Here is a 24,044-nt window from a genome sequence, read left to right on the forward strand (position 1 = left end):
CGTCGCTTACTGCGAGGCGGATTTCGCTTCTTCCTCGGGAAGTCTGCCGGTCGCCTGGAAGATGACCCGCCGGGCCACCTCCACGGCGTGGTCGGCGAAACGCTCGTAGAACCGGCCCAGCAACGTCACGTCGACGGCCGCCGCGACGCCGTGCTTCCATTCCCGGTCCATCAGCACCGAGAACAGATGCCGGTGCAGATCGTCCATGGCGTCGTCTTCTTCGCGAATCCGGGCGGCCTTCTCCGGGTCGCGCGACAACACCACCTCTTGTGCGCTGTTGCCCAATTCGACTGCGATGCTACCCATTTCGGCGAAGTAGCCGTTGACCTCTTCGGGCAACGCGTGCTGGGGATGGCGTCGACGGGCGATCTTGGCGACGTGCAGTGCCAGCGCGCCCATCCGGTCGATGTCGGCCACCATCTGGATGGCACTCACGATGGCCCGCAGATCGCCGGCCACCGGTGCCTGCAAAGCCAGTAGTACGAAGGCGCTTTCTTCGGCCTGCGCACTCAGCGCGGCGATGGCTTCATGATCTGAGATGACTTGCTCGGCCAGCACCAAGTCGGCCTGCAGCAGGGCCTGGGTGGCCCGCTCCATGGCGATTCCTGCCAAGCCGCACATCTCGCCGAGGCGCTCGGACAACCCCGAAAGTTGCTCGTGGTAAGCGGTCCGCATAGCACCAAGCGTACGGTCTCGCCGCCGAAACGGGCAGCGGAACGCCGTCAAAAGCGGTTACTCGCAGGTGGTATCGGCCGCGTTGGTGACGGTCAGGTCCTCGGGCAGCTTGGCCGGCGCGTTGCTCGAACCGCGTTCGATCTGCAGGCTCATCGACGATCCGCTGGGCTGCGGGCTGGCGACCGACTTGAAGTCGGGGCCCAGGACCACCTGCACGACCTGCCCGTAGCCCGAAACCCGCTGCACTTTCGCGTTGGCGAACGAGGATGCGACGGTGGCGGCGGCCTCTTCGTTGCCGGGCGAGAACAGCACGGTAGTCGCGTTCACCGAGCTCGGATAGTCGTCGGGCGACATCACGTTGAACCCGTCCTGCTTGAGCTGGGTGGTCGCGGTGGCCGCCAGGCCGGTTTGCGTGGTCGCGTTGGAAACCCGCACCGTAACGCCGCTCGGCGAGGTCGTGGTCACCTGCTCGTGTTGCGCCTCCGGCGCCGGTGCCGGAGTTTTCTTGGTGGTCGGCGCCCTCGATGGGCCCTTGGTCGGAGACGTACTCAGATTCTGCGCGTTCTGGTCGTTCTCCTCGGGCAGCGGATCGTCGTTGATGACGGCATCGAACAGTGCCCGCATGTCGGCCATCCGGGGCGGCTCGTCGCCGTTCTGGTCGGTCACACCGGTCGGCACGGTGACGAACGTCACGTGCCCGGCCGCCATGCCCTGCAACGACTGACCGAGCTGGATCAGGTCCTTCGACCGCACGTTGTCGACGACGGTGTCGCTGATGAACATGTTGACGACGTTGTTGAGCTTGTTGGGGTCCAGCAGCGTGTCTTCGGAGATCAACGACCGCAGCAACGACGACAAGAACAGCTGCTGGCGCTTGATCCGGCCGTAATCGCCGTTGACCTCGGTGGTGACCTGGCGTGCCCGCACGTAGTTCAAGGCGGTGGAGCCGTCGAGGACCTGGCGCCCACCGTGTTCGAGGACCGTGCCCAACTCGTAGTCGTGCAGCGGCGTGCTCGAACAGACCTCGACGCCGCCGAGCGCGTCGACCATCTTCGCGAAGCCGGAGAAGTCGACGGCGATGAAGCGGTTGATGTTCAAGCCGGACAGCTTCTGGATTTCCTTCACCAGGCATTTCGGGCCGCCGAACGCGAACGCCGAGTTCAGTTTGGTCTCGGTGTAGACCATCTTCGGGCCGTAGGTCTTGGTCTTCGGGTCGTAGAGGGGCCCGTACTTGCCGGTTTCGGGGTTCCACGCTTCGCACTGCATCGGGGTGATCGCCAGGTCGCGGGGGAACGACACCGCCACCACGCGCTTACGGTTGGCCGGAATGTTGACCAGCATGACCGTGTCCGAGCGTTCCCCGTCGGCGTCGTCGGTGGTACCGGCGCCCATGTTGGCGTTGTCGCCCGAACGCGAGTCGAGGCCCACGATCAAGAAGTCCTCGTCGCCGTACTGTCCGCCCGGGTCGCGGATGTCGCTGGAGTTCTGGTCCAGCGCGCTGATCGTGTTCAGCCGGGCGTTTTTCGACGAACTCCACTGCCACGCCCCGCCGGTCATGGCCAGGGCCAGCACCGCAGCCAGCGCGGCCGTCGACCGCGCGGCCACCAGCAGCGGACGGCGCCGGCGTTTAGGTTCCTCGGCGCTGGTGTCTTGGGCCGGATCCTCGGGGTCGTCGTCGATCGGATACTCGGCGGCTTCAAGGGCGCGGAGCTCGGCGACGGCGTCCATGGAATAGGCCAGGTCGTCGATCACCTGCGTTTTCTGCAGCTCGATCGGCAGGCCCGGCTGGGCGCCGAACGGCTCGACCTCCGGATCCTCCGGAGCGGCACGATGATGGACCGGCCGGGCGGGGGCACCGATTTTGGCGATCAGATCGGCGACGCTGACACCACCGCCGGTGTGGGATCCGCCCTGTTCGGGTTCCTCCTGGCGCGGTGCGACGGGCTCGGGCGGGGACTCGGGCTGCCAGCGGTGCAGGTTGTCGTCGGCGGGGGGCTCGAAGAATCGCTCCCAGGGAGCGGCGCCCAACGGCGCCGGGTTCGCCGCGATCGGGTGGGCGTGTGCCCCGCCCGGGCCGCGCCGACCATTGCGAGTGGCGTCGCTCTCGGCGTCACTCATGTCGTACCGGCCTCCGAAGCTCTGCTGCAGGCGTCAGCGTGTCCGTGCCTAATGTCTAGCGCGGCCTCGCATTGCGCGAGCGCTGCCGCTGGTGCCAACCACTTTTGTTGCCCTGGTGCGGCGGCCGGAACACATCCGCCACCCAGACGTATGCAACAAAGCCCACATCGTACTGAGTTATTGGTCCAGACGCGATTTCGAGTTGTCGGTTCAGCCGCCGGAGTGCATGACGTCGGCCCCGGCCGGCACGGTGCAGTCGTCCGGATCGGTCAGCCATCCCTCCGGCAGCACGACCCGGGCCGGTGAACCCTGCCGGCCGCGCGGGCCCGTCGCCTCGTCGGGAAACGGCATGGTGCCGTCCAGCCGGTCGAGCAGAGCGTCCAGCTCGTCGAGCGTCTTGACCATCGCCAGGGCCCGGCGCAGCTCGGAGCCGGCCGGAAAGCCGTGCAGGTACCAGCCGATGTGCTTGCGGATGTCGCGCATGCCCTTGTCCTCGCCGAAGTGCGCGGTAAGCAGCCGCCCGTGCCGTCGCACGATGTCGGCGACCTCGCCCAGCGTCGGCGGTGTGGGCGGGGGGCTGCCGGTGAACGCGGCCGACAGCTCGGCGAAAAGCCAGGGCCGACCCAGGCAGCCGCGGCCGATGACGACGCCGTCGCAGCCCGTGGTGGCCATCATGGTCAGCGCGTCACTGGCGTCGTAGATGTCGCCGTTGCCGAGCACCGGGATCGTCCGCACCTGCTGCTTGAGCCGGGCGATCTCCTCCCAGTCGGCGGTGCCGGAGTAGCGCTGCGCCGCCGTGCGGGCATGGAGCGCGACCGCGGCGGCCCCTTCGGATTCGGCGATGCGGCCGGCGTCGAGGTGCGTGTGGTGTTCGTCGTCGATGCCGATGCGGAACTTGACGGTCACCGGTATCTGGGTGCCCTCGGTGCCGCGCACCGCCGCGGCGACGATCTGGCCGAACAGCCGCCGCTTGTACGGCAGCGCCGACCCGCCCCCGCGCTTGGTCACCTTGGGCACCGGGCAGCCGAAATTCATGTCGATGTGATCGGCCAGGCCTTCGTCGGCGATCATCTTGGCGGCCGCGTAGGTGGTCGCCGGGTCGACGGTGTAGAGCTGCAGCGAGCGCGGCGACTCGTCGGCGGCGAACGTGGTCATGTGCATGGTCGCCGGATGACGCTCGACAAGCGCACGCGCCGTTACCATCTCGCAGACGTAGAGCCCGCTGACGGTGCCGACCTTGGCTAACTCGAGCTCGCGGCACAACGTCCGGAATGCGACGTTTGTCACGCCCGCCATCGGTGCCAGAACCACTGGGCTGGCGAGCGCGATGGAACCGATGCGCACCGCTTGGTTACCGCCGGCTCATGGTCAGCGTGCCCGCGGTCTGGTGCAGTTCGGCCGCGGTGGTCCGCTTACCCGTGCGGGCTTCGCGGTCGAGTTGGCGCTGCTTGGACAGCTCGAACTTGTCGCAGGTCTGCTCGAGCTCTTTGATCAGCAGGGCAAGGTCGTCGCGCATCGCGGCCGCCTCACCGGTGAAGTCCTCGCGCTCGAAGATGCGCCATTTCTTCAGCACCGGCATGACCACGTCGTCGAGGTGGATGCGCGGGTCGTACACGCCGCCCACGGCGATGACGACGGCCTTGCGGCGGAACTCGGGCACCTGGTAGCCCGGCATCTGGAAGTTGCGCAGCACCTTGTGCAGCGACCTCATCGCCTGATTGGGCGCGGCCGCGAAACCGGCGTCGCTGACGTCGCGGTAGAAGATCATGTGCAGGTTCTCGTCGGCGGAGATCTTGGCCAGCAGCTGGTCGGCGATCGGCTCGTTGCAGGCCTTACCGGTGTTGCGGTGCGAAATCCGGGTCGCCAGCTCCTGGAACGTGACATAGATGACGGAGTCGAACAGGCTCTCGGCGAACAGATCGGCCCGAATCTGCTGGTTCTGGCCCGGGCTGAAGCCCCGGTTCACCACCTCGATGCGCAGCTTCTCCAGCTCGACCGGGTCGACCGCGCGGGTCACCACCAGGTAATCGCGCAGCGCGATACCGTGCCGGTTCTCCTCGGCGGTCCAGCGGTTGACCCACTGGCCCCAGGCGCCGTCCATGCCGAAGTTCATCGCGATCTCGCGGTGATATGAGGGCAAGTTGTCTTCGGTCATCAGGTTCTGCACCATCGCCACCTGGGCGACGTCAGACAGCTGGGACTGACCGGGCTCCCAGTCCTGCCCACCGAGTGCGTAGTAGTTCTTGCCGTCCGACCACGGGATGTAGTCGTGCGGGTTCCAGTTCTTGTGCATGCTCTCGTGCCGATTCAGGTACGTCTCGACGAACGGCTCGAGCTCGTGCAGCAGCTGTAAGTCGGTCAGCCTGGCTGACATACGGCCTCCAGTTATCTGTGTCGATGGGTAGCAGTCAATATATCTGTGAACTTCAGTAGCATCAAGTTTCTCGTCCGGCGCGCCAGGTGACGTTTTGATGCCGGTTGCCCACCGAAGCGTTTTAGGTTCAGTTGTACGGCTTGCCGATGCGGCGGAAAAGAAAACGCGCGCTACTGCGACTTGCCGAGCTCGGCGGCCGGGACGTACGGGGCGGCCGTGATGTACAGCATGTTGATGCAGTAATCGATGAACTGCTTGCGGGTGGCGCCCAGCTGCCCGTGCAGGTAGGCGGTGAAAAGGCTGGAGAGCCCGCCTATCAGGCTGGTGGCGATCATCTTCTGCAGTACGGCGTCGCCGATCCGCGACAGCTTGCGCTGCAAGAGATCGATGAAATTGGGCATCCACTCCGCGCCGGAGCGGGTCAGCACCGGCTCCACCGCCGGCGCCAGCAACAGGACCCGTCCGCGGACCGGGTCGTCGACCATCAGCTCGACGAACCGCTCGACGGCCTCGCGTGGGGTCGCGGCCGACGTCAGGGTGTTCATCGCGCGCGTGCAGACGTCGTCGTAGACCGCGCGCACGAATTCGTCACGGTCGGCGAAGCTTTCGTAGAAGTAGCGTTCGGTCAGCGCGGCCTCACGGCAGACCGCGCGCACGGTCAGCGCCGGCCCGCCGGGACTGCCGAGTAGCTGCACGCCGGCGCTGATGAGGTTGTCACGACGAAGCGCGAGGCGACTCTCCAAGGGGACGCCCGTCCAGCGTCCCCGTCGTTGACCCGTCTGCACATCGCTCCTAAGCTCTAGATTGACAACGGTTGTAGTCAAAAATTCACGATACCTATAGGGATCCAATAGTGACTCAAGATACGTCCGCATCGCGCCCTCTGACCAGCGACGTAGCACGTGGGGACCTCGTCGGCGCCGCTGAGCAGTCGGTTTCGGCCGGTCCGGCCGACGCGTCCGACGGCGTCGCGGCTGGCTGCCCGGTGTCGCCGGCGGGGTACGACGCGCCGCCGGCACCGCTGGGACCCGACTCGCTGACCTGGCGATACTTCGGGGACTGGCGGGGCATGCTGCAGGGTCCGTGGGCGGGTTCGATGCAGAACATGCACCCGCAGCTGGGGGCGGCCGTCATCGATCACTCCACCTTCTTCCGCGAGCGCTGGCCACGCCTACTGCGTTCGTTGTATCCCATCGGGGGAGTCGTGTTCGACGGGGACCGCGCCCCGGGCACGGGTGCGGAGGTCCGCGACTACCACACCGACATCAAGGGCGTCGACGAACAGGGCCGGCGCTACCACGCGTTGAATCCCGACGTCTTCTACTGGGCGCACTCCACCTTCTTTATGGGCACCATCCATGTGGCGGAGCGATTCTGCGGCGGGATCACCGAGGAGCAGAAGCGTCAGCTGTTCGACGAACACGTGGAGTGGTACCGGATGTACGGCATGAGCATGCGGCCGGTGCCGGCTTCCTGGGAGGAATTCCAGGTCTACTGGGACCACATGTGTCGCAACGTGCTGGAGAACAACTGGGCGGCCCGGGCCGTGCTCGATCTGACCGAGCTGCCGAAACCCCCGTTCGCGCAATGGATTCCGGACCCATTATGGGCCGCGCAACGCAAACTGTTGGCGCCGTTCTTCGTCTGGCTGACGGTCGGCCTGTACGACCCACCGGTGCGGAAGCTGATGGGCTACCGCTGGTCACGCCGTGACGAGTGGCTGCATCGCCGCTTCGGCGACCTCGTCCGCGCCGTGTTCGCCCTGGTACCGCCCAGATTCCGCAAGCACCCGCGGGCCCGGGCCGGCTTGGACCGCGCCAGTGGCCGTATCCCGCTCGACACGCCCCTGGTGCAAACACCGGCGCGCAACCTGCCGCCCGAAGACGAGCGCGGCGACCCCAAGCATTACTGCCCGATGGTTTCCTGAGTCGGCCGGGCCCCGGTCGCGCTATGGGTGGGTGTGACCGTGAACTTCTTCCAGGCCCGCCTGATGCAGGTGCTGATGGGTGTGTTCGGTTCCGTCCGCATGCGCGTGCGAGTGTTCGTGCTCGACGTGGTCGTGCTCGTGGGTCGTGTGCGCGTGGTCGTGCGTCACATCGCCGTGCTGGTGCTCGTGCGCGTGTGGCTCGTCGTGGGTGTGCTGTTCGCTCATTGCTGATCTCTCCTTTGTGAATTGCGTTGTGGCAATTGGTTGCTCAGGAGCCGGCGCTGCGCTGTCGGCTCGGCGGGCGGGACGACTCGGCGACGGCCTTGAGTCCGCTGTCGCGGCGGTGGTGACCGGGCACCCCGGGCCCGGCGTGCTCGGCGTTGAAGACGGCGTCGATGACGAGCTGACGGACGTGCTCGTTTTCCAGGCTGTAGAAAATCGTCGTGCCCTCCCGGCGGGTGCGGACCAGGCGTGCCATCCGCAACTTCGCGAGGTGCTGGGAAACCGACGGCGCCGGCTTGCCCACGTGCTCGGCGAGTTCGTTGACCGACATTTCGTGGTCGGTCAACGACCAGAGCACCTGCACGCGAGTGGCATCGGCCAGCATCCGGAACACCTCGACCACCAGGCTGGCCTGGTCGTCCGGCAACCGGCCTTTGCCATTACCTGCATGCATACGCAGATATTAGCGAAAACCGGTCCCGCTGCCAAGGGCGCGGATCACGCCGACGGGACCACCGTCGACTGGCGGCCGCCGTTGCGCTCGTTCCAGAGTCGGTAGACCTCCACGGCGTCGTCTTTGGCCTCGTAGCGCATGGGCAGGCGTCGCTGGTCCCATTCCTTCGCGAATTCTTCGTAGAACGTGGACAACTCGAAGTACTTGCGGTCATCCAGGTAGTACGGCTCGTAGCTTTCCCGGGTGGTCAGGAAGACGACCTCCTTGGGCGAGCAGTAGTACAGCGAGCCCAGACACATCGGGCATGGATGGGCCAGCACGTAGATGGTGGCGTCGACGAGGTGCTCGGTGTTCAGCTTCACGCAGGCCTCGCGGATCGCGAGGATTTCCGCGTGGGCGGTGGGATCGTTCGTCTGGGCCACCTTGTTGGGGCTCTCGGCCAGCACCGCGCCGTCCTGGACGATGACGGTCGCGAACGGGCGGCCACCCTCGGTCACGTTTCGGCGAGCCAGGTCGATCGTCCGCGGGGCGAAATCGGTCATGGGTCCTCCGGCGTAGAACGGGAGCAGATGACTCGGAGAGTAGTCCCGCCGGCCGGGCTGCGACCTTGTGATACTAACTAGATCGTCTATGTTTTTTCTGACCCGATTAAGGGGGCACCATGGCGCGCGCCGAACGTGATCGTTGGGACCTGGCGACGAGTGTCGGGGCAACGGCGACGATGGTGGCCGCTCAGCGGGCGCTGTCATCCGACGCGAAGTTGATCGACGACCCGTACGCCGCACCGCTGGTGCGCGCGGTCGGGATCGACGTCTACGTCCGGCTGGTCAACGGCGAAATCGCGGCCGACGGGAACACAGAGTTCGACCCGCAGCGGATGGCGCAGGGGATGGCCTGCCGAACCCGGTTCTACGACCAATTCTTTCTGGACGCGACCCGCAACGGCATCGGCCAGGTGGTGATTCTCGCCTCGGGCCTCGACTCCCGCGCCTACAGACTGCCCTGGCCGGCCGGGACGGTCGTCTACGAGGTCGACATGCCAGAAGTGATCGAATTCAAGACGCTGACGCTGGGCGACCTGGGAGCCGAGCCGACCGCCGAGCGCCGCACCGTCGCCATCGACCTGCGCGACGATTGGGCCTCGGCCCTGCAGGCGGCCGGATTCGATCCGCAGGCCCCGTCGGCGTGGAGCGCCGAAGGCCTGGTGGTGTACCTGCCCGACGAAGCTCAAGATGCGCTGTTCGACAACATCACGACCCTGAGTGCCCCCGGCAGCCGTCTCGCCTTCGAATTCGTGCCTGACACTGCCGTTTTCGCGGACCCGCGGTGGCGTGCGCACCACGACCGGATGAGCGAACTCGGGTTCGAGATCGACTTCAACGATCTCGTCTACCACGGCCAGCGCAGCCACATCGTCGACCATCTGAACCGGCGCGGCTGGCAGACCAGCTCCCAGACCATTGCGGAGCTGCATGCGGCCAACGGGTTTGTCTACGCCGACGACGACGTCGCGGCGGCCTTCGCCGATGTCACCTACAGCAGCGCGGTGCTCGGGCGATAAGCCGTCGTTGCGGCGCGCATCGCCGGGCCGTGCGCGTTGTGGTGCCCCCACTAGGACTCGAACCTAGGACCTGCGGATTAAAAGTCCGTAGTTATCTGTGTGGCTATCTGGCTGTCATTTGCGTTGTCGGCGTGTCTGTGTAAGCGGATCGACGTTCCGTGTGAACATCAGGACGGCTGGTTGTCATTTCCGACATGGGAGGCGCCGTTTGCGGGCACAGGTGATCGGCAGGACGCCGCGCGGCGTTCCGAATGAGTGGACCGTCGTCAACGCCGAAGGGCTCCCCGACCCGATGGCTGCTGGCTACCTCAACCACCTCACGAATGTGGAAGCACCTCCGACGACGCGACGTGCGTACGCCTACGACCTCGCGGCCTATCTGACGTTCCTCGATGTCCGACAGCTCTCGCTGGATGACGTGACGAACGAGGTTCTGGGACAGTTCATCCGCTGGCTACGCGCGCCGGAAGCCAACGTTGTCGCTGTATCCGATGTGTCCGCAGCTCGCGCTCGGTCGACGACTAATCGTGCATTGTGTGCCATCTCAAGCTTCTACCGATATCTGGGAACGGGCGAGCCGGACGCTATGGGGTATCGGGGATATCAACGCCTCCGCGATTCTGCTTCGATCTTCCGGAGAGCCGACATGGGTCTTCTCGACAACGTCGGCAATGCACGCCAACACCGCGAGCGACAACGACTCGGACCTCGATTGGCGCCCAGCGAGGGGAAGCTGACAATCCTCAGCGTTCAGCAGGTGCACCGCATCTTGGAAGCATGCCCGACCTACCAGTACCGGTTTTTCTTCACGCTAGCGTTCACCACCGGCATGCGCATCGGACAAATCCTCGGCCTGCGCCACTCTGACATCGACACCCGTCGGCGAACCGTGGAAATCGTTCCACGTGACGACAATGAGAACGGTGCACGAGCCAAGACCCGGAGACCCCACCAATTGCCCATTACCCGTGAAGTTGCACGCCTCCACACGACCTATATGCATGAGGAGTACGGCTACATCGACAGCGATTATGTATTTGTCTCATTGTCCGGCAAGCACCTTGGCGAGGCTCTGACAGCCAGCACGATCTACAGCGCTGTCGATAGCATCAAGCGTCGTACGGGGCTCGAGGGCTGGACCCCGCATACCCTCCGGCATACCTACGTCACGCTGCAACGCCGCGCCGGTGTTCCTATCGACGTGATCAGCAACCTAGTCACGCACGCCAACCTGCAAACCACCGTCGATATTTACAGCCACCTATCGGTGGAAGATCTCCGTAACGAGCTCATCCGTGCCGGCGCTTGGGAGACCGTCGCGTGAGCACTGCTGTTGTCCCGATACGAAGAAGCGACGACGACACGCAAGCGTACCGGCGATGGCTCATCAGGTTGGTGCCCGAAAAGTTTTTGCTTGACCGAGTTGGGCCAGATCCGCATGGTATCTACTCGTTTCCGCCGTGCCGCGTACGGCAGTGCCCACGTATGGCGAAGAGCCTCAGCGTGAGCCTGTGCCGCGTCCATGCCGCCGGGCTGACCGAGTCGGGCGCCGACCTAGACACCTTCCTCCGCCGCACATCCAGCGACAGCAGCCTCGGTAGGAACAGATCCAGGTCCGGCGTTTCCGTTTGTGGCATCTTCGATTTCGGCTCGGTAGCCAACGCAACCGTTAGAGCTGAACTCGCATACGGGCTCAGCAGGCGGGCGGTCCCTGACACCGCGTGCGGGCCCGCACTCCCGGAAGCCTTCAACAAGCTTGTGGCGGCATTGAACAACGTGGCGGCCGAAAGCGTCCTCGACTTGACCGACGAGCAGCAAGATAGCGTCAGAGCATCGTGCGGTGGGCGATGGACGTCAGCTCGGTCACTGCTGAATCAAACTGTTCGCGAGATCCGCATCGCCCGGGGCGACAACGATGTGCGGTTCCGTCTCGGTTCCCGCCGGGGCGGCTCGTCACGATTCTCGCGGCACCAGGAGATCGCCCAGCCCTGGCTGCGGGACCTGGTGGCCCGATGGGTCCAATTTCGACTCAACACCGAGGCGGCGTCAGCCCAACACATCGGACAGCAAGAAGCGATGCTCGTCCAATTCGCGAGCTGGTGTGCAGCCAAGCCCATTTCGTCGCCCGCAGACTTCACAAGAAGCCTCCTCGTCGACTGGCTGGGCCATGTCCGAATCCTCACTAACGACAAGACCGAATCGCCGATCAGCGCAAGCTACCGGGCGAAGTTCGTCACCACGGTGGAACAGTTCATCGAGGTCACTCGCACCGAATTCGACCAACGGGTGCCGGCCAACGCGCGATACCTCAGCGGCGAAAGGCCAACACGCGACATTCCCCAGCCGCGGTTCCTGGAACCTCATGTCATCGAGACGCTCCGGCGGCCCCAGAACCTGGAGCGCATCAAGGACCCCGCCCACCGATTAGCGATCACGATCATGATGAATGTCGGTCTTCGCGCCGGCCATACATGCGCCCTCCCGTTCGACTGCCTCCGCGACCTCAACAGCGGTGACAGCACCGACAAATGGGCGCTCAACTTCATTGACACAAAGTCCAAACGCAACATGATGCTGCCCGCTGCACCCACCGTTGCTACCGCAATTCAGACCTTCCAGACCGCGCAGCTCAAACGTCTCGCTCACCCTCCAGAACTGCTCTTCCACAACCCGAAGGCATATAAGACCAACCAACTCGCACCCGAGAAGTTGAACATCACCATCAACCGCTGGGTGGCCGAACTCAATCTCAAAGAATCTGACGGATCACCGGTCAAGGTGACACCGCACCGGTTTCGACACACCTTCGCAACCGAGATGCTCGACAAAGGCGTCCCTATCGACGTGGTCTCCCAACTGCTCGGTCATCGAAACCTCACGAGCACGCAGATCTATGCCACGGTCACCGATAAGCGACTCCGCCAAGAGTGGGAAAAGTCCCAGATTGTCAACGTCCGTGGAGACGTCATCGCCCTGCCAACCGGCCCAGAAGCCGACGCCGAATGGCTACTTCACCGCATCGGTCGGGCCATCCAGCCGCTGCCGAACGGTTACTGCGGGCTGCCAATTCAGCAGACCTGTCCACACGCCAACGCCTGTCTTGACGACTGCGATCACTTCATGACCACCAAGGACTTCCTTCCCGTGCTGGTCGAACAACGCGACACCCACGCACGTTTTGTCAGCAAAGCTGAACTCGAAGGACACCTGCGGATCGCCGAAATCAACCGGCGGCCCATGGAAAACCTGAACCGAATCATCCGAACAGTGGAGGGCGCCAGCAATGTCGAGTCTTGAAGCCAGAATCGAGACACTCGCCGCTGCAAACCTTGTGCGCCACAACAGAAAACGTCAGGCCGTCGAGACAGCCCTCAAGTCCCTCCGAAGCGAAAGAAGCCGGATGACAGTGAGCGCGGTAGCCAGTCGCGCACAAGTTTCGCGCAACTTCGTCTACGGCCAACCCGACCTCCTCCGGGAGATCCAGACCGCCGTCGCCGAACAATCTGACCGATTGATCCGCGCTCAATCAACCACGTCCACCGAAGCAAGCCTGCGAAGGCGACTTGCCAACGCGCTGGACGCACTTAAGGAGAACAAACGCGTTATCGCCCAACAACAGGCGACTATTGAACGGCTTACCGGCGAACTCAGCCGGCGGATGACACCGGGCGTGTGACCACCAATGACCGGCAATCGCACAAGACTCGCTCGCTTCACGCACCGAACTACCCGCCACCCATGCCATTACCGTGAGGCCATGCGCTTGCGCCATATCTGCGAGGTCTGCGGCACCGAGGAAATTCTGACCGCCGAGGCCGCCTATCACGCGGGGTGGGACTACCCACCACGAATGGGCGTATTCGGCGTCATCGGCCCACGCACCTGCTCCAACTGCGCAGTCAATCGGACCGTGTGGTGGGCGATCACGGTCGACGGGTACACCACCGACATGCTCACACCACAGCAGAAAGCAGTCATCGCGCGAATCCTCGGGGAGCCAGCCAGCATCGCAGAGCCCTGAAATAGACCTGACGCAAGAACCGATGGATGAGCCGGACTGGCGACCGCCAAGTACACACCTACAGATATGGATGTCCTCCACGGCTGTAGTGATGAAGTGGGCCCTGTGGGAATCGAACCCACAACCCGCGGATTAACTTGCCACTTCGGCTTTCGCCGCCGCTACGAATAGCGTTCGTGGTCTGGACCGTCCCTTCACCCTGACTGTCGTCGAGGGTGCCACCCGTCCGGTCTCTACACCTTCCGAGGATTAACCTCGGCTTGGCTCGGGATTGCCATCTGACCGAAGCCAGGAAGGGTTCCCCGAATTTGAGTGGTGTCATCCATGGGGTTTCCCCCGTGGCGCTCCTATTGAAGTCCGCTGCTCTGCCAATTGAGCTAAAGGCCCTTGTCGAAGGAGTCTACCCAACAATCTGCTGCGGTCGCTCACCCTCCTTCTCACTCGGCGTGAACATGTTCACGCGGACATTTGCGCAGGTCCACCCCCTCTCAGCTCGATTTGGGCAGATAACAGCTGCTCTACCAACTGAGCTATAGGGGCCGCGGAGATTCAGGATACTTGGACGCAAAACGAGGCTCGTTTGAGGATTGGGCACACCGTGACCTAAGCTGACGTGGCTCCCAACGAAACCACGTTGCGAGTACCCCGGAGTGATTCGGTTCTGGCCCCCATCGTCTAGTGGCCTAGGACGCCGCCCTTTCACGGCGGTAGCACGGGTTCGAATCCCGTTGGGGGTACGCGACGCGGTGACGCGGAGCAGCAGCAAGGCCCTGTGGCGCAGTTGGTTAGCGCGCCGCCCTGTCACGGCGGAGGTCGCGGGTTCGAGTCCCGTCAGGGTCGCCAAGCGCGGCGAGACAATCGCTGCCCTCCGGCCAGGTAGCTCAGTCGGTACGAGCGTCCGCCTGAAAAGCGGAAGGTCGGCGGTTCGATCCCGCCCCTGGCCACCAAGGATCTGCGAGTCTCGTGTAACCCGCCGGTCAAACCATGTAGGGCGCAATCAGAGTGGTGGCACCCAACACCACCAACCCGATCAGGAACGCCACGATCGTGAAGCCCATCACCTGACGGACATTGAGTTTCGCGATCGCAAGCAGGGGCAGCAGCCAGAAGGGCTGGATCATGTTCGCGACTCCTTCGCCGACGGCGACCGTCATGGACATCAACCCGAGGTAGGCCGGCGAGGTCTGGCCGACCGCGCGCGCCGAGTCGACCGCGATCGGGCCCTGCACGGCCCAGTGCCCGCCGCCGGACGGCACGAACAAGCTGATGATCAACGAGCCGATGAAGGTCAGGAACGGCAGCGTGTACTGCGTCGCGCCGCTCACCAGCCCGTGGGCCACCAGCGTCTGCAGGGGCACGGCCTTGCCGCCGGCGTGCGGGGGCGCATAGCCGAGCAGGGCAACCAGACCGCCGTAGAGCGGGTACTGCAGCAGCAGCGGACCAGACACCTTCGCGGCACCGGTAAATGCCCGGATGAACCGGATCGGCGTGCCGTGCAGCAGCGCGCTCGTGATCGTGAACAACATGATCATCGACGCGATGTTCAGCGCGAAACCGCTGAGGCAGAAGTAGGCAATGCCCGCGGCGAACACGAGAACGTTGAGAATCCATTGATTTTCCAGCCATTCGGCGAACGATCGCTTGCCCTCGGCCTTGGCCTCGGAACGGTCCTCGTCCTCGAACACGGCGGGATCGGGCGGAAGGCCTTGCGTCGGCTGCATGCGCCAGATCGCAAGCGCGAGCAGCGCCAGCACGACGATCACCGACAGCCAGCTGTAGGGCTCAAAGATCGTCAGCTTGAGCGGCACCGTGGCGCCAGTCATCTTGTGGATCACATTGATTGGGCTGCCGTCGTCCGTATTCGCCAGCGCGATCGACGACGAGAGTCCCTGCGTCCAAACGATGAAGCCCATGAATGCAGCCGCGATGAGGTAGCCGAAATGTGCGTCGGTGAAGCGCTTCGCGACCTGGCGCGCGATCAGCGCACCTGCGACCAACCCGAGGCCCCAGTTCAGCAGGGAGAGCGCGGAGCTCAAGCCGAAACAGAGCAGGGCTCCCTGCACCTGGTTCCTCGGCTTGCCCGCGATGTAGACGATGGCCCGCTTGAGAACCGGCGCCTCGGCGAGCGTGTAACCGGTCACGAGGATCAAGACCATCTGGAACGCGAAAGTGAAGATATTCTGCGATCCCCACACGCCCCCGTACCACGCCTTGAGCATTCCGCCCGCCGAGGCGCCGCGTACCAAGAGCGCAACCAGCACGGCGACGATGACGGTGAGGATGACCGCGAACAGGTAGGGGTCGGGCATCAGCCGTTCGACATACCGGACACAGAGTGCGGTGAAAGCCTGGATGACGCTGCGGTGTCTGGGTTTATCGTCTTCTTCGGGCGCGCTTGGCCGCTCGCCCTCGGGCGACTCGGTTGCGGCCTTGGGTTCTTCGCTCGTCGTCATCGACCTGTCCTCGCGTTCTCTGGCCAGCTCGCGTTCGACCGCGCGCATTGGCTGATCGTAATAGCGGAACTGATGAGGCCTGAACCTGACGGGAGATGTCGCGGCTATGAACTGTCCGTGGCCGCCGGGTTGCGCTCCGGAGCAACACGGTGTTGGAGCGGGCCGGCAACAGGCGCCTGCCGCTATTTCAGCATGCTCCCGGCGTCGACGGTGACCGGAAGGCCTGTGATGTAACGCGATTCGTCGGATGCCAGGAACGGCACCGTGGAATAAAGCGTTTTCGTCGGCTAGTAGCCGGAAGACCGTTCACATTGTTGTTGTGCGGCCCGCAGGATCGCCTCCGCGGCAAGGAATGCGGGCTTGGCGCGGTCGGCACCCTCGACGGGCAGGTCTGCCGCGCAGCGCAGCACCATCAGGGCCAACGCACTGTGGGTCGCGTAGGAGACGATCAGCAGGTTCGCGCAACCATGCGCGCCGCTCACCGTCATGACGTGCTGGCGTTTGCCTTCCCACCCCGGCCAGTTGAAATCGGGTGGTCGCTGCAGCGATGACCAGTTCACGTTTATGGAAGTGACATCCCCGAGCAACGGAGTCAGGACCGCAACGAGCTCGGGTAATTCATTGGTGATGCGATCTGCACGCGGCCACCACGCGCCGTCGATATCGCGGCCGAGGCGGCGAGCAACGGACAGCCGGATGGGAGTGGCCTGGCGCCGGGTCCTGACCGCATAGCTCATCGGAGGTACCACAGTCGGCAATTCGCGCACCTATTCACGAAGGTGCGGTTATCCGCAGAATTTGTCCGAGTCTTCCGGTATTCGGTGATGGCCGGGTTTGCGCAACTCATGGGCGGTTCCTTCGCGCTCGGCGTCGTCGGGCCCGCGGGTGCGGGACCAACGGAAGAATCACATTGCCCGGGGGTGCCATCCGCGCCGGCCGCGCGGTGGACCACCGCTGACAACGAACGGCTCTCGGCTGACGCTACGCCACCACTCGGCCACTCGGACGGTTGGGTAACCAGCGAAAGCGCGTAAACGCGGCACGTGCATGCCCCACCGCGTTGGGTGATGCACTAATTCCCTTGCACTGCAACGGATAAGGCGGCGATGTCGACCATCTGCCACCGTGAGCCGGGATTGCGGGTAGGGTGGTGGCAACGCGAGGACGGATTACATGGCAATGGAGAACTGGTGCGACGCGGTTGAGATCCATCCGTCGCAGATCCGGGTCGGTGACATCATCGGCACGCGGCGTCCCACCGAATTGCGCCTGACCGTCAGGATGATCAGTGGTCCGCAGAGCGGTCCGCGGCAGTGGACTTTCTTCAGCCGAGACGATCACGGCCAGCAGCGAACCAGTACGTTCGGAGAAGACGAATTGGTCCGCAGGTACGCCAAATCGTCCTGACCTCCGAAAACGACGACGCCGATCAGCGCCGTTGCGTCGGGGAATTGTGGGGGTCGGCGTCGGGCCGATCCGAAAACGTCGGGTACTCGACCGGTTTGCCGGAGGTTTCGTCCGAGACGACCTGTTTTGGTGCCTCGGTGTGGGAAAATAGGTTGGATTGGTCCATGGGTTGTCCTTCCGAATGAAGAGTTCGGCCGTTACGCACGATTGCCTGTAGTCGGACGACGATCGAATCGCACGGAGATCTAATTCGTGATGCGTTCACGATTGGCGATCACCACTGAAACGTGGTTCATCCTCCACTGTACAGGCAGTTCACGCGGTGCATGCGGTAACCGGTGAGCTGGTGCCCGCCGCGCTTCGGGCACCGGGGACGCGGCTTCGTGGGCAGCCTGGGCTCCCGGGTTTCGCGGGCCGCCGGAACGGCCACCGTATTCGCCACAATGGGCAAGGAGTTGGCCAGCGCGACAACCGTTTTCAAGTCGTGACAGACTCGTGCTACTCTAACCCCGCAATGGGTGTGTTGGTACATCCGCATTTGAATGAGAGAAGTAAGTAAATGGCACAGGGAACTGTGAAATGGTTCAACGGTGAAAAGGGCTTCGGCTTCATCACCCCTGACGACGGCGCGAAGGACCTCTTCGTCCACTACTCGGAGATCCAGGGAAACGGCTATCGCTCGCTCGAGGAGAACCAGCGTGTTCAGTTCGAGGTTGAGCAAGGAGCCAAAGGACCCCAGGCAGTAGGAGTCACGGCCGTCTAATAAATTCACATACCTCAGGGTGGGCTGGTGCGGATTGCTTCGCACCGGCCCACTGGTGTTTTCGGTCCTGACGCCGATGACTCGGTGATTCGGCTCGCCGACGGCGCAGTCTAGTTCGGGCGGCAACGTCGGCTGCGACATCGCCCGGCGCTTCATCCGATCCGGACCGAGTGGCCGGGATAATGACCCCATGCGTCTCGCGTGGGTGCTGCGGCTGGCGGCCGTGGTGGCGCTGGTCTCGGTGAGCGGGATGCCGTGGGCCTCGGCGGGCCCCGACGTGCCGCCGGTCGGCGACGCCGCGCGTGCCGCCGGCTTCGTGGACATCCGCACCGTCGTTCCCGACGCCGTGCTCGATCTGCGCTACGCGACCACGAACAACTTCACCCACACGCAGCTGTATCCGTCCGACGCCAGATGCCTTGTGCACCAATCGATGGCCCCCGGGCTGGCAGCCGCGGCCGGGGCATTGCGCCCGCAGGGCCACCTGCTGGTGTTCTGGGACTGCTATCGGCCGCACGACGTCCAGGTCAAGATGTTCAACCTGGTCCCCAATCCCGCATGGGTGGCACGCCCGGGCCCGTATGCGCACAGCCACGAGTCGGGGCGCTCGGTCGACGTGACCTTCACCACGGCGCAGCAGCCCTGCTCGTCCGGGCTGCATGCGGGCGGACTTTGCCTGGCCGACATGGGCACCGACTTCGACGACTTCACCTCTCGGGCAACCGCTTTCAACACCCAGGGCATCAGTGCTGACGCCGTGGCGAACCGGGCAGCGCTGCGGAACGCCATGAACTACGGCGGGCTGAAGGCGTATTCGGGGGAGTGGTGGCATTTCGACGGCCCGGGAGCCGGTATCGACCAACCGATTCTCGACGTGCCCGTCGACTAGATGTCTCATTGTATGAGACGTGAATTTCATAATGTGACCTGACCGCGTAAGCTGCCAGACGAGACGGGGCAGGCAAGGGGCCACAGTGAGCGACGAACATCGAGCGACCTACACGCACGGACACCACGAGTCGGTGTTGCGCTCGCATCAGCGGCGCACCGCCGAGGACTCCGCGGCCTATCTGCTGCCGCATCTGAAGCCGGGGCTGTCCGTGCTTGACGTCGGGTGTGGACCCGGCACCATCACTGCCGACCTGGCCGCCCTTGTTGCGCCCGGATCGGTCACCGCCGTCGACCAGGTCGCCGACGTTCTCGGCGTTGCCCGCGCCGAAATCGAGCGACGCAATCTGTCCAACGTCTCGTTCGCGACCGCCGACGTGCAGAACCTCGAGTTTCCTGACGACACTTTTGATGTCGTCCATGCGCATCAGGTGCTGCAGCACGTCGCCGATCCGGTCGCGGCCTTGCGGGAGATGCGGCGAGTGTGCGCGCCGGGCGGCATTGTGGCGGCCCGCGACGCCGACTACTCGGGGTTCGTCTGGTACCCCGAAATGCCGGCGCTCGACTTATGGCGAGACCTTTACCAGCGCGTCGCGCGCGCCAACCGCGGCGAGCCGGATGCGGGCCGGCGACTGCTGTCGTGGGCGCAGCAGGCGGGATTCGGCGACGTCACGCCCACGGGCAGCCTGTGGTGCTACGCCACGCCCGCGACGCGCGATTGGTGGGGCGGAATGTGGGCCGACCGAATTCTGCACTCCACCGTGGCGCGCGACCTGGTGAGTCTCGATCTGGCGACCACCGCACAACTCGAGGAGGTCTCCGCCGCGTGGCGGGAATGGGCCGCCGCGCCGGACGGCTGGATCGCGGTCCCGCACGGCGAAATCATCTGTCGCGCATAGACCTCAGTCGAGAAACAGGCCCGGAGTCGGTTGGTCGCCGCCGCGGCACCGGGACAGGTTTTTTGGCTCCGACGAAGTGTCGGTCTTGGCCGGGAGCACCACGTTGTCGCCCTGCCCGGCCGCACCGATTCCGAATCGCGAGCCCGATTCCGCGGCCGCCACCGGGATGACGACGGTGCGATCGACGAGCGAACCGTTGGACGGAGCCTCCTTTTACCTGGTCAAGCAGGTGGTATTGGCATTCTCTTTTTTTGCAAGTACGTTATTCACCGATGGATAATATGGCCCACACTCCGTCTGGTATCCCGCTGCAGCCCGTCTACGGGCCGGCGGATGTAAGCGCGGAGCCTCCGCAGCCGGGAGAGTTCCCCTTCACCCGGGGTAACTTCGCGTCCGGCTATCGCGGCAAGCTCTGGACCTTCCGCCAGTACTCGGGATTCGGCACCGCCGAGGAATCCAACCGCCGTTATCGCTACCTGCTGGAGCAGGGCGGGACGGGGCTGTCGGTGGCGCTCGACCTGCCCACCCAGTGCGGATACGACTCCGACGACCCCGAGTTCGGTGAGGAGGTGGGCCGGGTCGGCGTCGCGGTGGACACCCTGGCCGACTTCGAGATCCTGTTCGACGGCATCCCGTTGGACAAGCTCAGCACGAGCATGACGATCAACGGGACGGCGGCGATCCTGCTGGCGTTCTACGTCGCCGCCGCCGAGAAAAAGGGCATCCCGCGGGCCAAGCTCACCGGGACCATCCAGAACGACATCCTCAAGGAGTACGCCTCGCGCGGTACCTGGATCTGGCCGCCCGAGCCGTCGCTGCGACTGATCGCCGACACCATCGAATTCTGCGCGGCCGAGGTTCCGCGGTTCAACGCGATTTCGGTGGCCGGCGCGCACTTCCGCGATGCGGGGGCCAACGCGGTGCAGGAGATGGCGTTCACCCTGGCCGACGGGGTGACCTACTGCGACACCGTGGTCGAACGCGGTCGCATGACGATCGACCAGTTCGCGCCGCAGATCTCGTTCTTTTTCTACACGCACGGGGATTTCTTCGAGGAGATCGCCAAATACCGTGCGGGACGCCGGCGTTGGGCGACCATCGTGCACGAGCGCTACGGGGCGAGAACGGCGAAGGCGGCGATGTTCCGCTTCGGTTGCGTCTGTGGTGGCGCGTCGCTGTACGCACCGCAGGCCCACAACAACATCGTCAGGGTGGCCTACGAGGCGATGGCCGCGGTGCTCGGCGGTGTGCAGTCGATGTTCACGGCGGCCTGGGACGAGCCGTTCGCCCTGCCGACCGAGGAAACCACCACACTGGCGCTGCGCACACAGCAGATCCTGGCGCACGAAACCGGCGTCGCCAGCGTCGCCGACCCGCTCGGCGGCTCCTACTTCGTGGAGGCGCTGACCGATGCGACCGAGGAGCGCATCGTCGAGATCATGTCCGACCTCGAGCGGCACGGCGGAATGGTGCAGGCCATCGAGGACGGTTACCTGCAGGGCCTGATCGCCGACGAAGCCTTCAACATGCATCAAGAGGTCGAAGCAGGCACCCGGCCCGTCGTCGGGGTCAACCGGTTTGTGACGGAGGAACTGGCGCACGATGTCGTCACCTACGAACTCGACGCCGAAGGACGTGATCTGCAGCTCAAGCGCCTGGCCAAGGTAAAAGCCGAAAGGGATACGACCGCAGTGAAATCCACGTTGTCTGCGCTGTCGCGGTCAGCCGAGGGAGACGACAATCTGATGCACAAGCTGATCGACTGCGCCAACGCGTACTGCACGGTCGGGGAAATGGTCTCCGCGCTCAAGGCGGTATGGGGCGAGTTCCAGCAACCGGTGGTGTTCTAGATGGCCGTCCGCGTTCTCGTTGCCAAACCCGGCCTGGACGGGCATGACCGCGGCGCGAAGATCGTCGCCCGCACCCTGCGTGACGCCGGGTTCGAGGTCATCTACACCGGCATCCGCCAGCGCATCGAGGACATTGCGTCCATCGCCGTCCAGGAGGACGTGGCGGTGGTGGGGTTGAGCATCCTGTCGGGTGCCCACCTGGCCCTCACCGCGCGCACCGTGCAGGCCTTGCGCGCCGCCGATGCCGCCGACATCGCCGTCGTCGTCGGGGGCACCATCCCGCACGCCGACGTCCCCAAGCTGCTCTCCGCCGGCGCCGCCGCGGTATTCCCCACCGGGACACCGTTGGACGACCTGGTGCGCGACATCCGCGCGCTGACCGGGACTCCCGATCCAGTCACGGAGGAACCATGCGCGTCGGAGTAATGATCGGCGCCGAGCGTGGCGACATGGCCCGCAAGGTGGACAAACTGGCCTCCGATATCGAATGGGCCGAATCCGCGGGCCTGGACACGGCGTGGATGCCGCAGGTGCCCAACGACTTCGACTGCCTGACCATGGTGTCGCTGATGGCCGCCCACAGCTCGCGCATCGAGTTGGGCACCGCCGTGGTGCCGCTGCAGGCCCAGCACCCGATCGCCCTTGCCCGCCAGGCGCTCTCGACGCATGCGGTGGCCGGTGGACGGCTGGCGCTTGGCGTTGGGCCGTCGCACCACTGGATCATCCGGGACATGCTCGGCCTGCCCTACGAGAAGCCGGCCGCCTACACCCGCGATTACCTGCAGGTGCTCAATGCCGCCGTTGCCGGGCCGGGATCGGTTGATGTCGAAAACAATTCGTTTACCGTGCACAATCCGTTGGCGATCGGGGCCGATACACCGATGCCGGTGCTCGTCGCCGCGCTGGGACCGGTGATGCTGCAGATCGCCGGTGAACTCGCCGACGGTACCGTGCTGTGGATGGCCGACGAGCGCGCGATCGGCGATCACATCGCGCCGAAGATCACCAAGGCCGCCGCGGACGCCGGGCGGCCCGCACCGCGGATCGTCGCGGGAATCCCGGTATGCCTGTGTGGGCCTGGGCAAGTCGATGAGGCCAAGGAGCGGGCCAACCGCATCCTGGGCGAGGCCGAGGTGTCGCCCAACTACCAGCGCCTGCTCGACCGCGGCGACGCCCGCGATGTCGGTGATCTGTGTGCGGCCGGTGACGAGGAGGCGATCCTGGCCCGGATGCGCCGATTCGCCGACGCCGGTGTGACGGATCTTTCGGTGCGGCTGCTGCCGATTGGTGACAACCGCGACGAGCTGGTCGCGTCAAAGCGGCGCACCCGCGAAATGATCGCCTCACTCGCCGCGGAATTGCGTTGAGCGCAAACAACACCGGACCGCTGGCCGGGATACGCATCCTCGAGGTCGGCACCATGCTGGCGGGTCCGTACGCGACCATGCTGCTCGCCGATCTCGGCGCCGAGGTCACCAAGATCGAACCGCTCGGCGGCGAGATCTCCCGCAGCGTCGGCGCCACCTACTTCGCCAGCCTCAACCGCAACAAATCCAGCATCACGCTGGACCTGAATTCCGATGCGGGACAGCAGCGATTGGGCGAGCTGGTCGCCGATTCGCACGCGCTGCTGGTGAACCTGAAGCCATCCGCCATCCGCCGGCTGGGCCTGACCTACGACGAGTTGCGCCGGCACAACGAGAAGATCGTCTGCGTGGCGATCACCGGCTTCGGCCTGTATGGCGGCGACGATCCCGCCTTCGACTATGTGGTCCAGGCGGGCGTCGGCACCGCCGCCCTGACCGGTGACCCGGACGGGCCGCCGACGCTGCCCGGCTACTCCTCGGCGGACAACTCCACCGGAATGACCGCGGCCCTGGGCTTGTTGGCCAAGATCATTTCCGGAACCGGCGGCCAGGTGGATGTGTCGCTGCGCGACGTCATGCTCTCCCAGCTGAACTACCACGCGTCGGCGTACCTCAACAGTGGCGTCGAACCGCAGCGCCGCCCTTACGGCGCCCATTCCTATTACGTTCCGGCGCAGCTCTTTCCTACCGCCGACGGGTATCTGGCGCTGTTCATCACGCATGACGGCTTCTGGAAGTCGTTTGCCGCCGAAGCGGGCATCGGAGGGTTCGAAACAATGGCCGAGCGAGTCGCCCGGCGCGACGAAGTGCTGACCGTCGTCACCGCGATGCTGGCCACCGACAGCGCCGCCGGATGGGAACAACGACTGCGCCCGCTCGGGGTGCCGGCGGCGGCCGTCAGGGCCTTACCCGAGGCGCTTGAGGCGACCCCGGGAGTGGTCGTGACAGCAGGCGATTTCCGGTTGGTGGGAAGCCCGATCCATATCTCTGGGTATCAGCCCGAGTACCGGCCACCGCCGGAACTGCCACAGGCCTAGTCGTCGCCCGAGTGTGCGGCCAGCCGCA

The 24,044-nt window shown here is 64.8% G+C and carries 25 protein-coding genes, 3 tRNA genes and 2 pseudogenes; 17 read left to right on the forward strand and 13 right to left on the reverse strand.

Features of this window, described 5'->3' with window-relative positions; translation table 11 throughout:
• Nucleotides 1-6: 6 nt before the first annotated feature.
• From phoU to MTY59_RS13015, 5 genes are all read right to left on the reverse strand, one after another.
• Nucleotides 7-675, reverse strand: a complete 669-nt coding sequence (gene phoU, locus MTY59_RS12995; protein ID WP_221045993.1) for a phosphate signaling complex protein PhoU — start codon at nt 673-675, stop codon at nt 7-9.
• Between the two features lie 57 nt (nt 676-732).
• The gene (locus tag MTY59_RS13000) at nt 733-2,793 is read right to left on the reverse strand and encodes an LCP family protein (protein WP_250160819.1); all 2,061 of its coding nucleotides are present in this window, start codon (nt 2,791-2,793) and stop codon (nt 733-735) included.
• Between the two features lie 210 nt (nt 2,794-3,003).
• Nucleotides 3,004-4,137, reverse strand: a complete 1,134-nt coding sequence (dusB, locus tag MTY59_RS13005) for a tRNA dihydrouridine synthase DusB (protein ID WP_221045994.1) — start codon at nt 4,135-4,137, stop codon at nt 3,004-3,006.
• A gap of 7 nt (nt 4,138-4,144) precedes the next feature.
• Nucleotides 4,145-5,167 carry an acyl-ACP desaturase gene (locus MTY59_RS13010; protein ID WP_221045995.1) on the reverse strand — a complete coding sequence of 341 codons (1,023 nt, stop codon included), beginning with the start codon at nt 5,165-5,167 and terminating at the stop codon, nt 4,145-4,147.
• A 170-nt stretch (nt 5,168-5,337) separates the two neighbouring features.
• On the reverse strand, nt 5,338-5,952 hold the full coding sequence (locus tag MTY59_RS13015; protein ID WP_221045996.1) for a TetR/AcrR family transcriptional regulator: 615 nt from the start codon (nt 5,950-5,952) through the stop codon (nt 5,338-5,340).
• A 200-nt stretch (nt 5,953-6,152) separates the two neighbouring features.
• Between MTY59_RS13015 and MTY59_RS13020 the strand changes: the two genes are divergently transcribed.
• The gene (locus MTY59_RS13020) at nt 6,153-7,094 is read left to right on the forward strand and encodes an oxygenase MpaB family protein (protein ID WP_431190740.1); all 942 of its coding nucleotides are present in this window, start codon (nt 6,153-6,155) and stop codon (nt 7,092-7,094) included.
• A gap of 21 nt (nt 7,095-7,115) precedes the next feature.
• Here MTY59_RS13020 and MTY59_RS13025 read toward each other — a convergent pair whose 3' ends face one another.
• The 3 genes from MTY59_RS13025 to MTY59_RS13035 are packed head-to-tail and all read right to left on the reverse strand — an operon-like array spanning nt 7,116 to nt 8,312.
• Nucleotides 7,116-7,319, reverse strand: a complete 204-nt coding sequence (locus MTY59_RS13025) for a zinc transporter Slc39a7 (protein WP_221045998.1) — start codon at nt 7,317-7,319, stop codon at nt 7,116-7,118.
• A 43-nt stretch (nt 7,320-7,362) separates the two neighbouring features.
• Nucleotides 7,363-7,770, reverse strand: a complete 408-nt coding sequence (locus MTY59_RS13030; protein WP_221045999.1) for an ArsR/SmtB family transcription factor — start codon at nt 7,768-7,770, stop codon at nt 7,363-7,365.
• Between the two features lie 44 nt (nt 7,771-7,814).
• On the reverse strand, nt 7,815-8,312 hold the full coding sequence (locus tag MTY59_RS13035; RefSeq protein ID WP_221046000.1) for a nucleoside deaminase: 498 nt from the start codon (nt 8,310-8,312) through the stop codon (nt 7,815-7,817).
• A 119-nt stretch (nt 8,313-8,431) separates the two neighbouring features.
• Here MTY59_RS13035 and MTY59_RS13040 point away from each other — a divergent pair, with 119 nt between their 5' ends.
• The 8 genes from MTY59_RS13040 to MTY59_RS13075 all read left to right on the forward strand — a co-directional run bounded on the left by MTY59_RS13040 (nt 8,432) and on the right by MTY59_RS13075 (nt 14,299).
• A complete protein-coding gene (locus tag MTY59_RS13040; RefSeq protein WP_221046001.1) occupies nt 8,432-9,331 on the forward strand; it encodes a class I SAM-dependent methyltransferase in 900 nt (299 codons plus the stop codon).
• Nucleotides 9,332-9,539: 208 nt separating this feature from the next.
• Nucleotides 9,540-10,655 carry a tyrosine-type recombinase/integrase gene (locus MTY59_RS13045; RefSeq protein WP_221046002.1) on the forward strand — a complete coding sequence of 372 codons (1,116 nt, stop codon included), beginning with the start codon at nt 9,540-9,542 and terminating at the stop codon, nt 10,653-10,655.
• A 161-nt stretch (nt 10,656-10,816) separates the two neighbouring features.
• Nucleotides 10,817-12,628, forward strand: a complete 1,812-nt coding sequence (locus tag MTY59_RS13050) for a tyrosine-type recombinase/integrase (protein ID WP_221046003.1) — start codon at nt 10,817-10,819, stop codon at nt 12,626-12,628.
• Nucleotides 12,615-13,007, forward strand: a complete 393-nt coding sequence (locus MTY59_RS13055; protein WP_221046004.1) for a DUF6262 family protein — start codon at nt 12,615-12,617, stop codon at nt 13,005-13,007. The genes MTY59_RS13050 and MTY59_RS13055 overlap by 14 nt, the downstream gene beginning before the upstream one ends.
• A gap of 81 nt (nt 13,008-13,088) precedes the next feature.
• A complete protein-coding gene (locus MTY59_RS13060; RefSeq protein ID WP_221046005.1) occupies nt 13,089-13,352 on the forward strand; it encodes a hypothetical protein in 264 nt (87 codons plus the stop codon).
• Between the two features lie 664 nt (nt 13,353-14,016).
• Nucleotides 14,017-14,089: transfer RNA gene (locus tag MTY59_RS13065), tRNA-Glu, on the forward strand.
• Between the two features lie 29 nt (nt 14,090-14,118).
• Nucleotides 14,119-14,195: transfer RNA gene (locus MTY59_RS13070), tRNA-Asp, on the forward strand.
• Nucleotides 14,196-14,222: 27 nt separating this feature from the next.
• Nucleotides 14,223-14,299 (forward strand) — tRNA-Phe (locus MTY59_RS13075).
• A 30-nt stretch (nt 14,300-14,329) separates the two neighbouring features.
• Here MTY59_RS13075 and MTY59_RS13080 read toward each other — a convergent pair.
• The 3 genes and pseudogenes from MTY59_RS13080 to MTY59_RS13090 all read right to left on the reverse strand — a co-directional run bounded on the left by MTY59_RS13080 (nt 14,330) and on the right by MTY59_RS13090 (nt 16,542).
• Nucleotides 14,330-15,706 (reverse strand): TIGR00366 family protein, encoded by a 1,377-nt coding sequence (locus MTY59_RS13080; protein WP_221046419.1) that lies wholly within the window; start codon nt 15,704-15,706, stop codon nt 14,330-14,332.
• Between the two features lie 281 nt (nt 15,707-15,987).
• Nucleotides 15,988-16,074, reverse strand: a pseudogene (locus MTY59_RS13085) (SDR family mycofactocin-dependent oxidoreductase); the annotation flags it as partial.
• 18 nt (nt 16,075-16,092) lie between these two features.
• Nucleotides 16,093-16,542: a DUF5994 family protein gene (locus tag MTY59_RS13090; RefSeq protein ID WP_221046420.1), complete on the reverse strand. Its 450-nt coding sequence runs from the start codon at nt 16,540-16,542 to the stop codon at nt 16,093-16,095.
• Nucleotides 16,543-16,978: 436 nt separating this feature from the next.
• Here MTY59_RS13090 and MTY59_RS13095 point away from each other — a divergent pair, with 436 nt between their 5' ends.
• Nucleotides 16,979-17,212, forward strand: a complete 234-nt coding sequence (locus MTY59_RS13095; protein WP_221046006.1) for a hypothetical protein — start codon at nt 16,979-16,981, stop codon at nt 17,210-17,212.
• Nucleotides 17,213-17,234: 22 nt separating this feature from the next.
• Here the strand turns inward: MTY59_RS13095 and MTY59_RS13100 are convergent, their stop codons facing one another.
• Nucleotides 17,235-17,378: a hypothetical protein gene (locus MTY59_RS13100; protein WP_221046007.1), complete on the reverse strand. Its 144-nt coding sequence runs from the start codon at nt 17,376-17,378 to the stop codon at nt 17,235-17,237.
• Between the two features lie 393 nt (nt 17,379-17,771).
• Here MTY59_RS13100 and cspE point away from each other — a divergent pair, with 393 nt between their 5' ends.
• From cspE to MTY59_RS13115, 3 genes are all read left to right on the forward strand, one after another.
• Entirely contained in the window at nt 17,772-17,975 is a 204-nt protein-coding gene (cspE, locus tag MTY59_RS13105) for a transcription antiterminator/RNA stability regulator CspE (RefSeq protein ID WP_221046008.1), read from the forward strand.
• 250 nt (nt 17,976-18,225) lie between these two features.
• Complete coding sequence (locus MTY59_RS13110; RefSeq protein ID WP_250160864.1) at nt 18,226-18,864, forward strand: M15 family metallopeptidase; 639 nt, start codon at nt 18,226-18,228, stop codon at nt 18,862-18,864.
• A gap of 85 nt (nt 18,865-18,949) precedes the next feature.
• Nucleotides 18,950-19,762, forward strand: coding sequence for a methyltransferase domain-containing protein (locus tag MTY59_RS13115; RefSeq protein WP_221046010.1), 813 nt, complete (start codon nt 18,950-18,952; stop codon nt 19,760-19,762).
• A 75-nt stretch (nt 19,763-19,837) separates the two neighbouring features.
• Here MTY59_RS13115 and MTY59_RS27945 read toward each other — a convergent pair.
• A pseudogene (locus MTY59_RS27945) lies at nt 19,838-19,930 on the reverse strand (SDR family oxidoreductase); the annotation flags it as partial.
• Between the two features lie 104 nt (nt 19,931-20,034).
• Between MTY59_RS27945 and MTY59_RS13120 the strand changes: the two are divergent.
• Genes MTY59_RS13120 through MTY59_RS13135 form a run of 4 tightly spaced genes read left to right on the forward strand, consistent with a single transcriptional unit; the run spans nt 20,035 to nt 24,016 of the window.
• On the forward strand, nt 20,035-21,612 hold the full coding sequence (locus MTY59_RS13120; protein WP_221046011.1) for a methylmalonyl-CoA mutase family protein: 1,578 nt from the start codon (nt 20,035-20,037) through the stop codon (nt 21,610-21,612).
• A complete protein-coding gene (locus tag MTY59_RS13125; protein ID WP_221046012.1) occupies nt 21,613-22,038 on the forward strand; it encodes a cobalamin B12-binding domain-containing protein in 426 nt (141 codons plus the stop codon). It abuts the gene before it with no gap.
• Nucleotides 22,023-22,979 carry an LLM class F420-dependent oxidoreductase gene (locus MTY59_RS13130; protein WP_221046013.1) on the forward strand — a complete coding sequence of 319 codons (957 nt, stop codon included), beginning with the start codon at nt 22,023-22,025 and terminating at the stop codon, nt 22,977-22,979. The genes MTY59_RS13125 and MTY59_RS13130 overlap by 16 nt, the downstream gene beginning before the upstream one ends.
• The gene (locus MTY59_RS13135; protein WP_221046014.1) at nt 22,976-24,016 is read left to right on the forward strand and encodes a CaiB/BaiF CoA transferase family protein; all 1,041 of its coding nucleotides are present in this window, start codon (nt 22,976-22,978) and stop codon (nt 24,014-24,016) included. The genes MTY59_RS13130 and MTY59_RS13135 overlap by 4 nt, the downstream gene beginning before the upstream one ends.
• The last annotated feature ends 28 nt before the right edge of the window (nt 24,017-24,044 follow it).

Origin of the sequence: Mycobacterium senriense (assembly GCF_019668465.1) — a bacterium.
Classification (GTDB): Bacteria; Actinomycetota; Actinomycetes; order Mycobacteriales; family Mycobacteriaceae; genus Mycobacterium; species Mycobacterium senriense.

Excerpts from the sequence above, each read along its gene's own strand:
- phoU (WP_221045993.1), bottom strand. The coding sequence starts at position 675 with ATGCGGACCGCTTACCACGAGCAACTTTCGGGGTTGTCCGAGCGCCTC.
- MTY59_RS13000 (WP_250160819.1), bottom strand. The coding sequence starts at position 2,793 with ATGAGTGACGCCGAGAGCGACGCCACTCGCAATGGTCGGCGCGGCCCG.
- MTY59_RS13010 (WP_221045995.1), bottom strand. The coding sequence starts at position 5,167 with ATGTCAGCCAGGCTGACCGACTTACAGCTGCTGCACGAGCTCGAGCCG.
- MTY59_RS13025 (WP_221045998.1), bottom strand. The coding sequence starts at position 7,319 with ATGAGCGAACAGCACACCCACGACGAGCCACACGCGCACGAGCACCAG.
- MTY59_RS13030 (WP_221045999.1), bottom strand. The coding sequence starts at position 7,770 with ATGCATGCAGGTAATGGCAAAGGCCGGTTGCCGGACGACCAGGCCAGC.
- MTY59_RS13035 (WP_221046000.1), bottom strand. The coding sequence starts at position 8,312 with ATGACCGATTTCGCCCCGCGGACGATCGACCTGGCTCGCCGAAACGTG.
- MTY59_RS13040 (WP_221046001.1), top strand. The coding sequence starts at position 8,432 with ATGGCGCGCGCCGAACGTGATCGTTGGGACCTGGCGACGAGTGTCGGG.
- MTY59_RS13050 (WP_221046003.1), top strand. The coding sequence starts at position 10,817 with ATGGCGAAGAGCCTCAGCGTGAGCCTGTGCCGCGTCCATGCCGCCGGG.
- MTY59_RS13055 (WP_221046004.1), top strand. The coding sequence starts at position 12,615 with ATGTCGAGTCTTGAAGCCAGAATCGAGACACTCGCCGCTGCAAACCTT.
- MTY59_RS13060 (WP_221046005.1), top strand. The coding sequence starts at position 13,089 with ATGCGCTTGCGCCATATCTGCGAGGTCTGCGGCACCGAGGAAATTCTG.
- MTY59_RS13090 (WP_221046420.1), bottom strand. The coding sequence starts at position 16,542 with ATGAGCTATGCGGTCAGGACCCGGCGCCAGGCCACTCCCATCCGGCTG.
- MTY59_RS13095 (WP_221046006.1), top strand. The coding sequence starts at position 16,979 with ATGGCAATGGAGAACTGGTGCGACGCGGTTGAGATCCATCCGTCGCAG.
- MTY59_RS13100 (WP_221046007.1), bottom strand. The coding sequence starts at position 17,378 with ATGGACCAATCCAACCTATTTTCCCACACCGAGGCACCAAAACAGGTC.
- cspE (WP_221046008.1), top strand. The coding sequence starts at position 17,772 with ATGGCACAGGGAACTGTGAAATGGTTCAACGGTGAAAAGGGCTTCGGC.
- MTY59_RS13110 (WP_250160864.1), top strand. The coding sequence starts at position 18,226 with ATGCCGTGGGCCTCGGCGGGCCCCGACGTGCCGCCGGTCGGCGACGCC.
- MTY59_RS13120 (WP_221046011.1), top strand. The coding sequence starts at position 20,035 with ATGGATAATATGGCCCACACTCCGTCTGGTATCCCGCTGCAGCCCGTC.
- MTY59_RS13125 (WP_221046012.1), top strand. The coding sequence starts at position 21,613 with ATGGCCGTCCGCGTTCTCGTTGCCAAACCCGGCCTGGACGGGCATGAC.
- MTY59_RS13130 (WP_221046013.1), top strand. The coding sequence starts at position 22,023 with ATGCGCGTCGGAGTAATGATCGGCGCCGAGCGTGGCGACATGGCCCGC.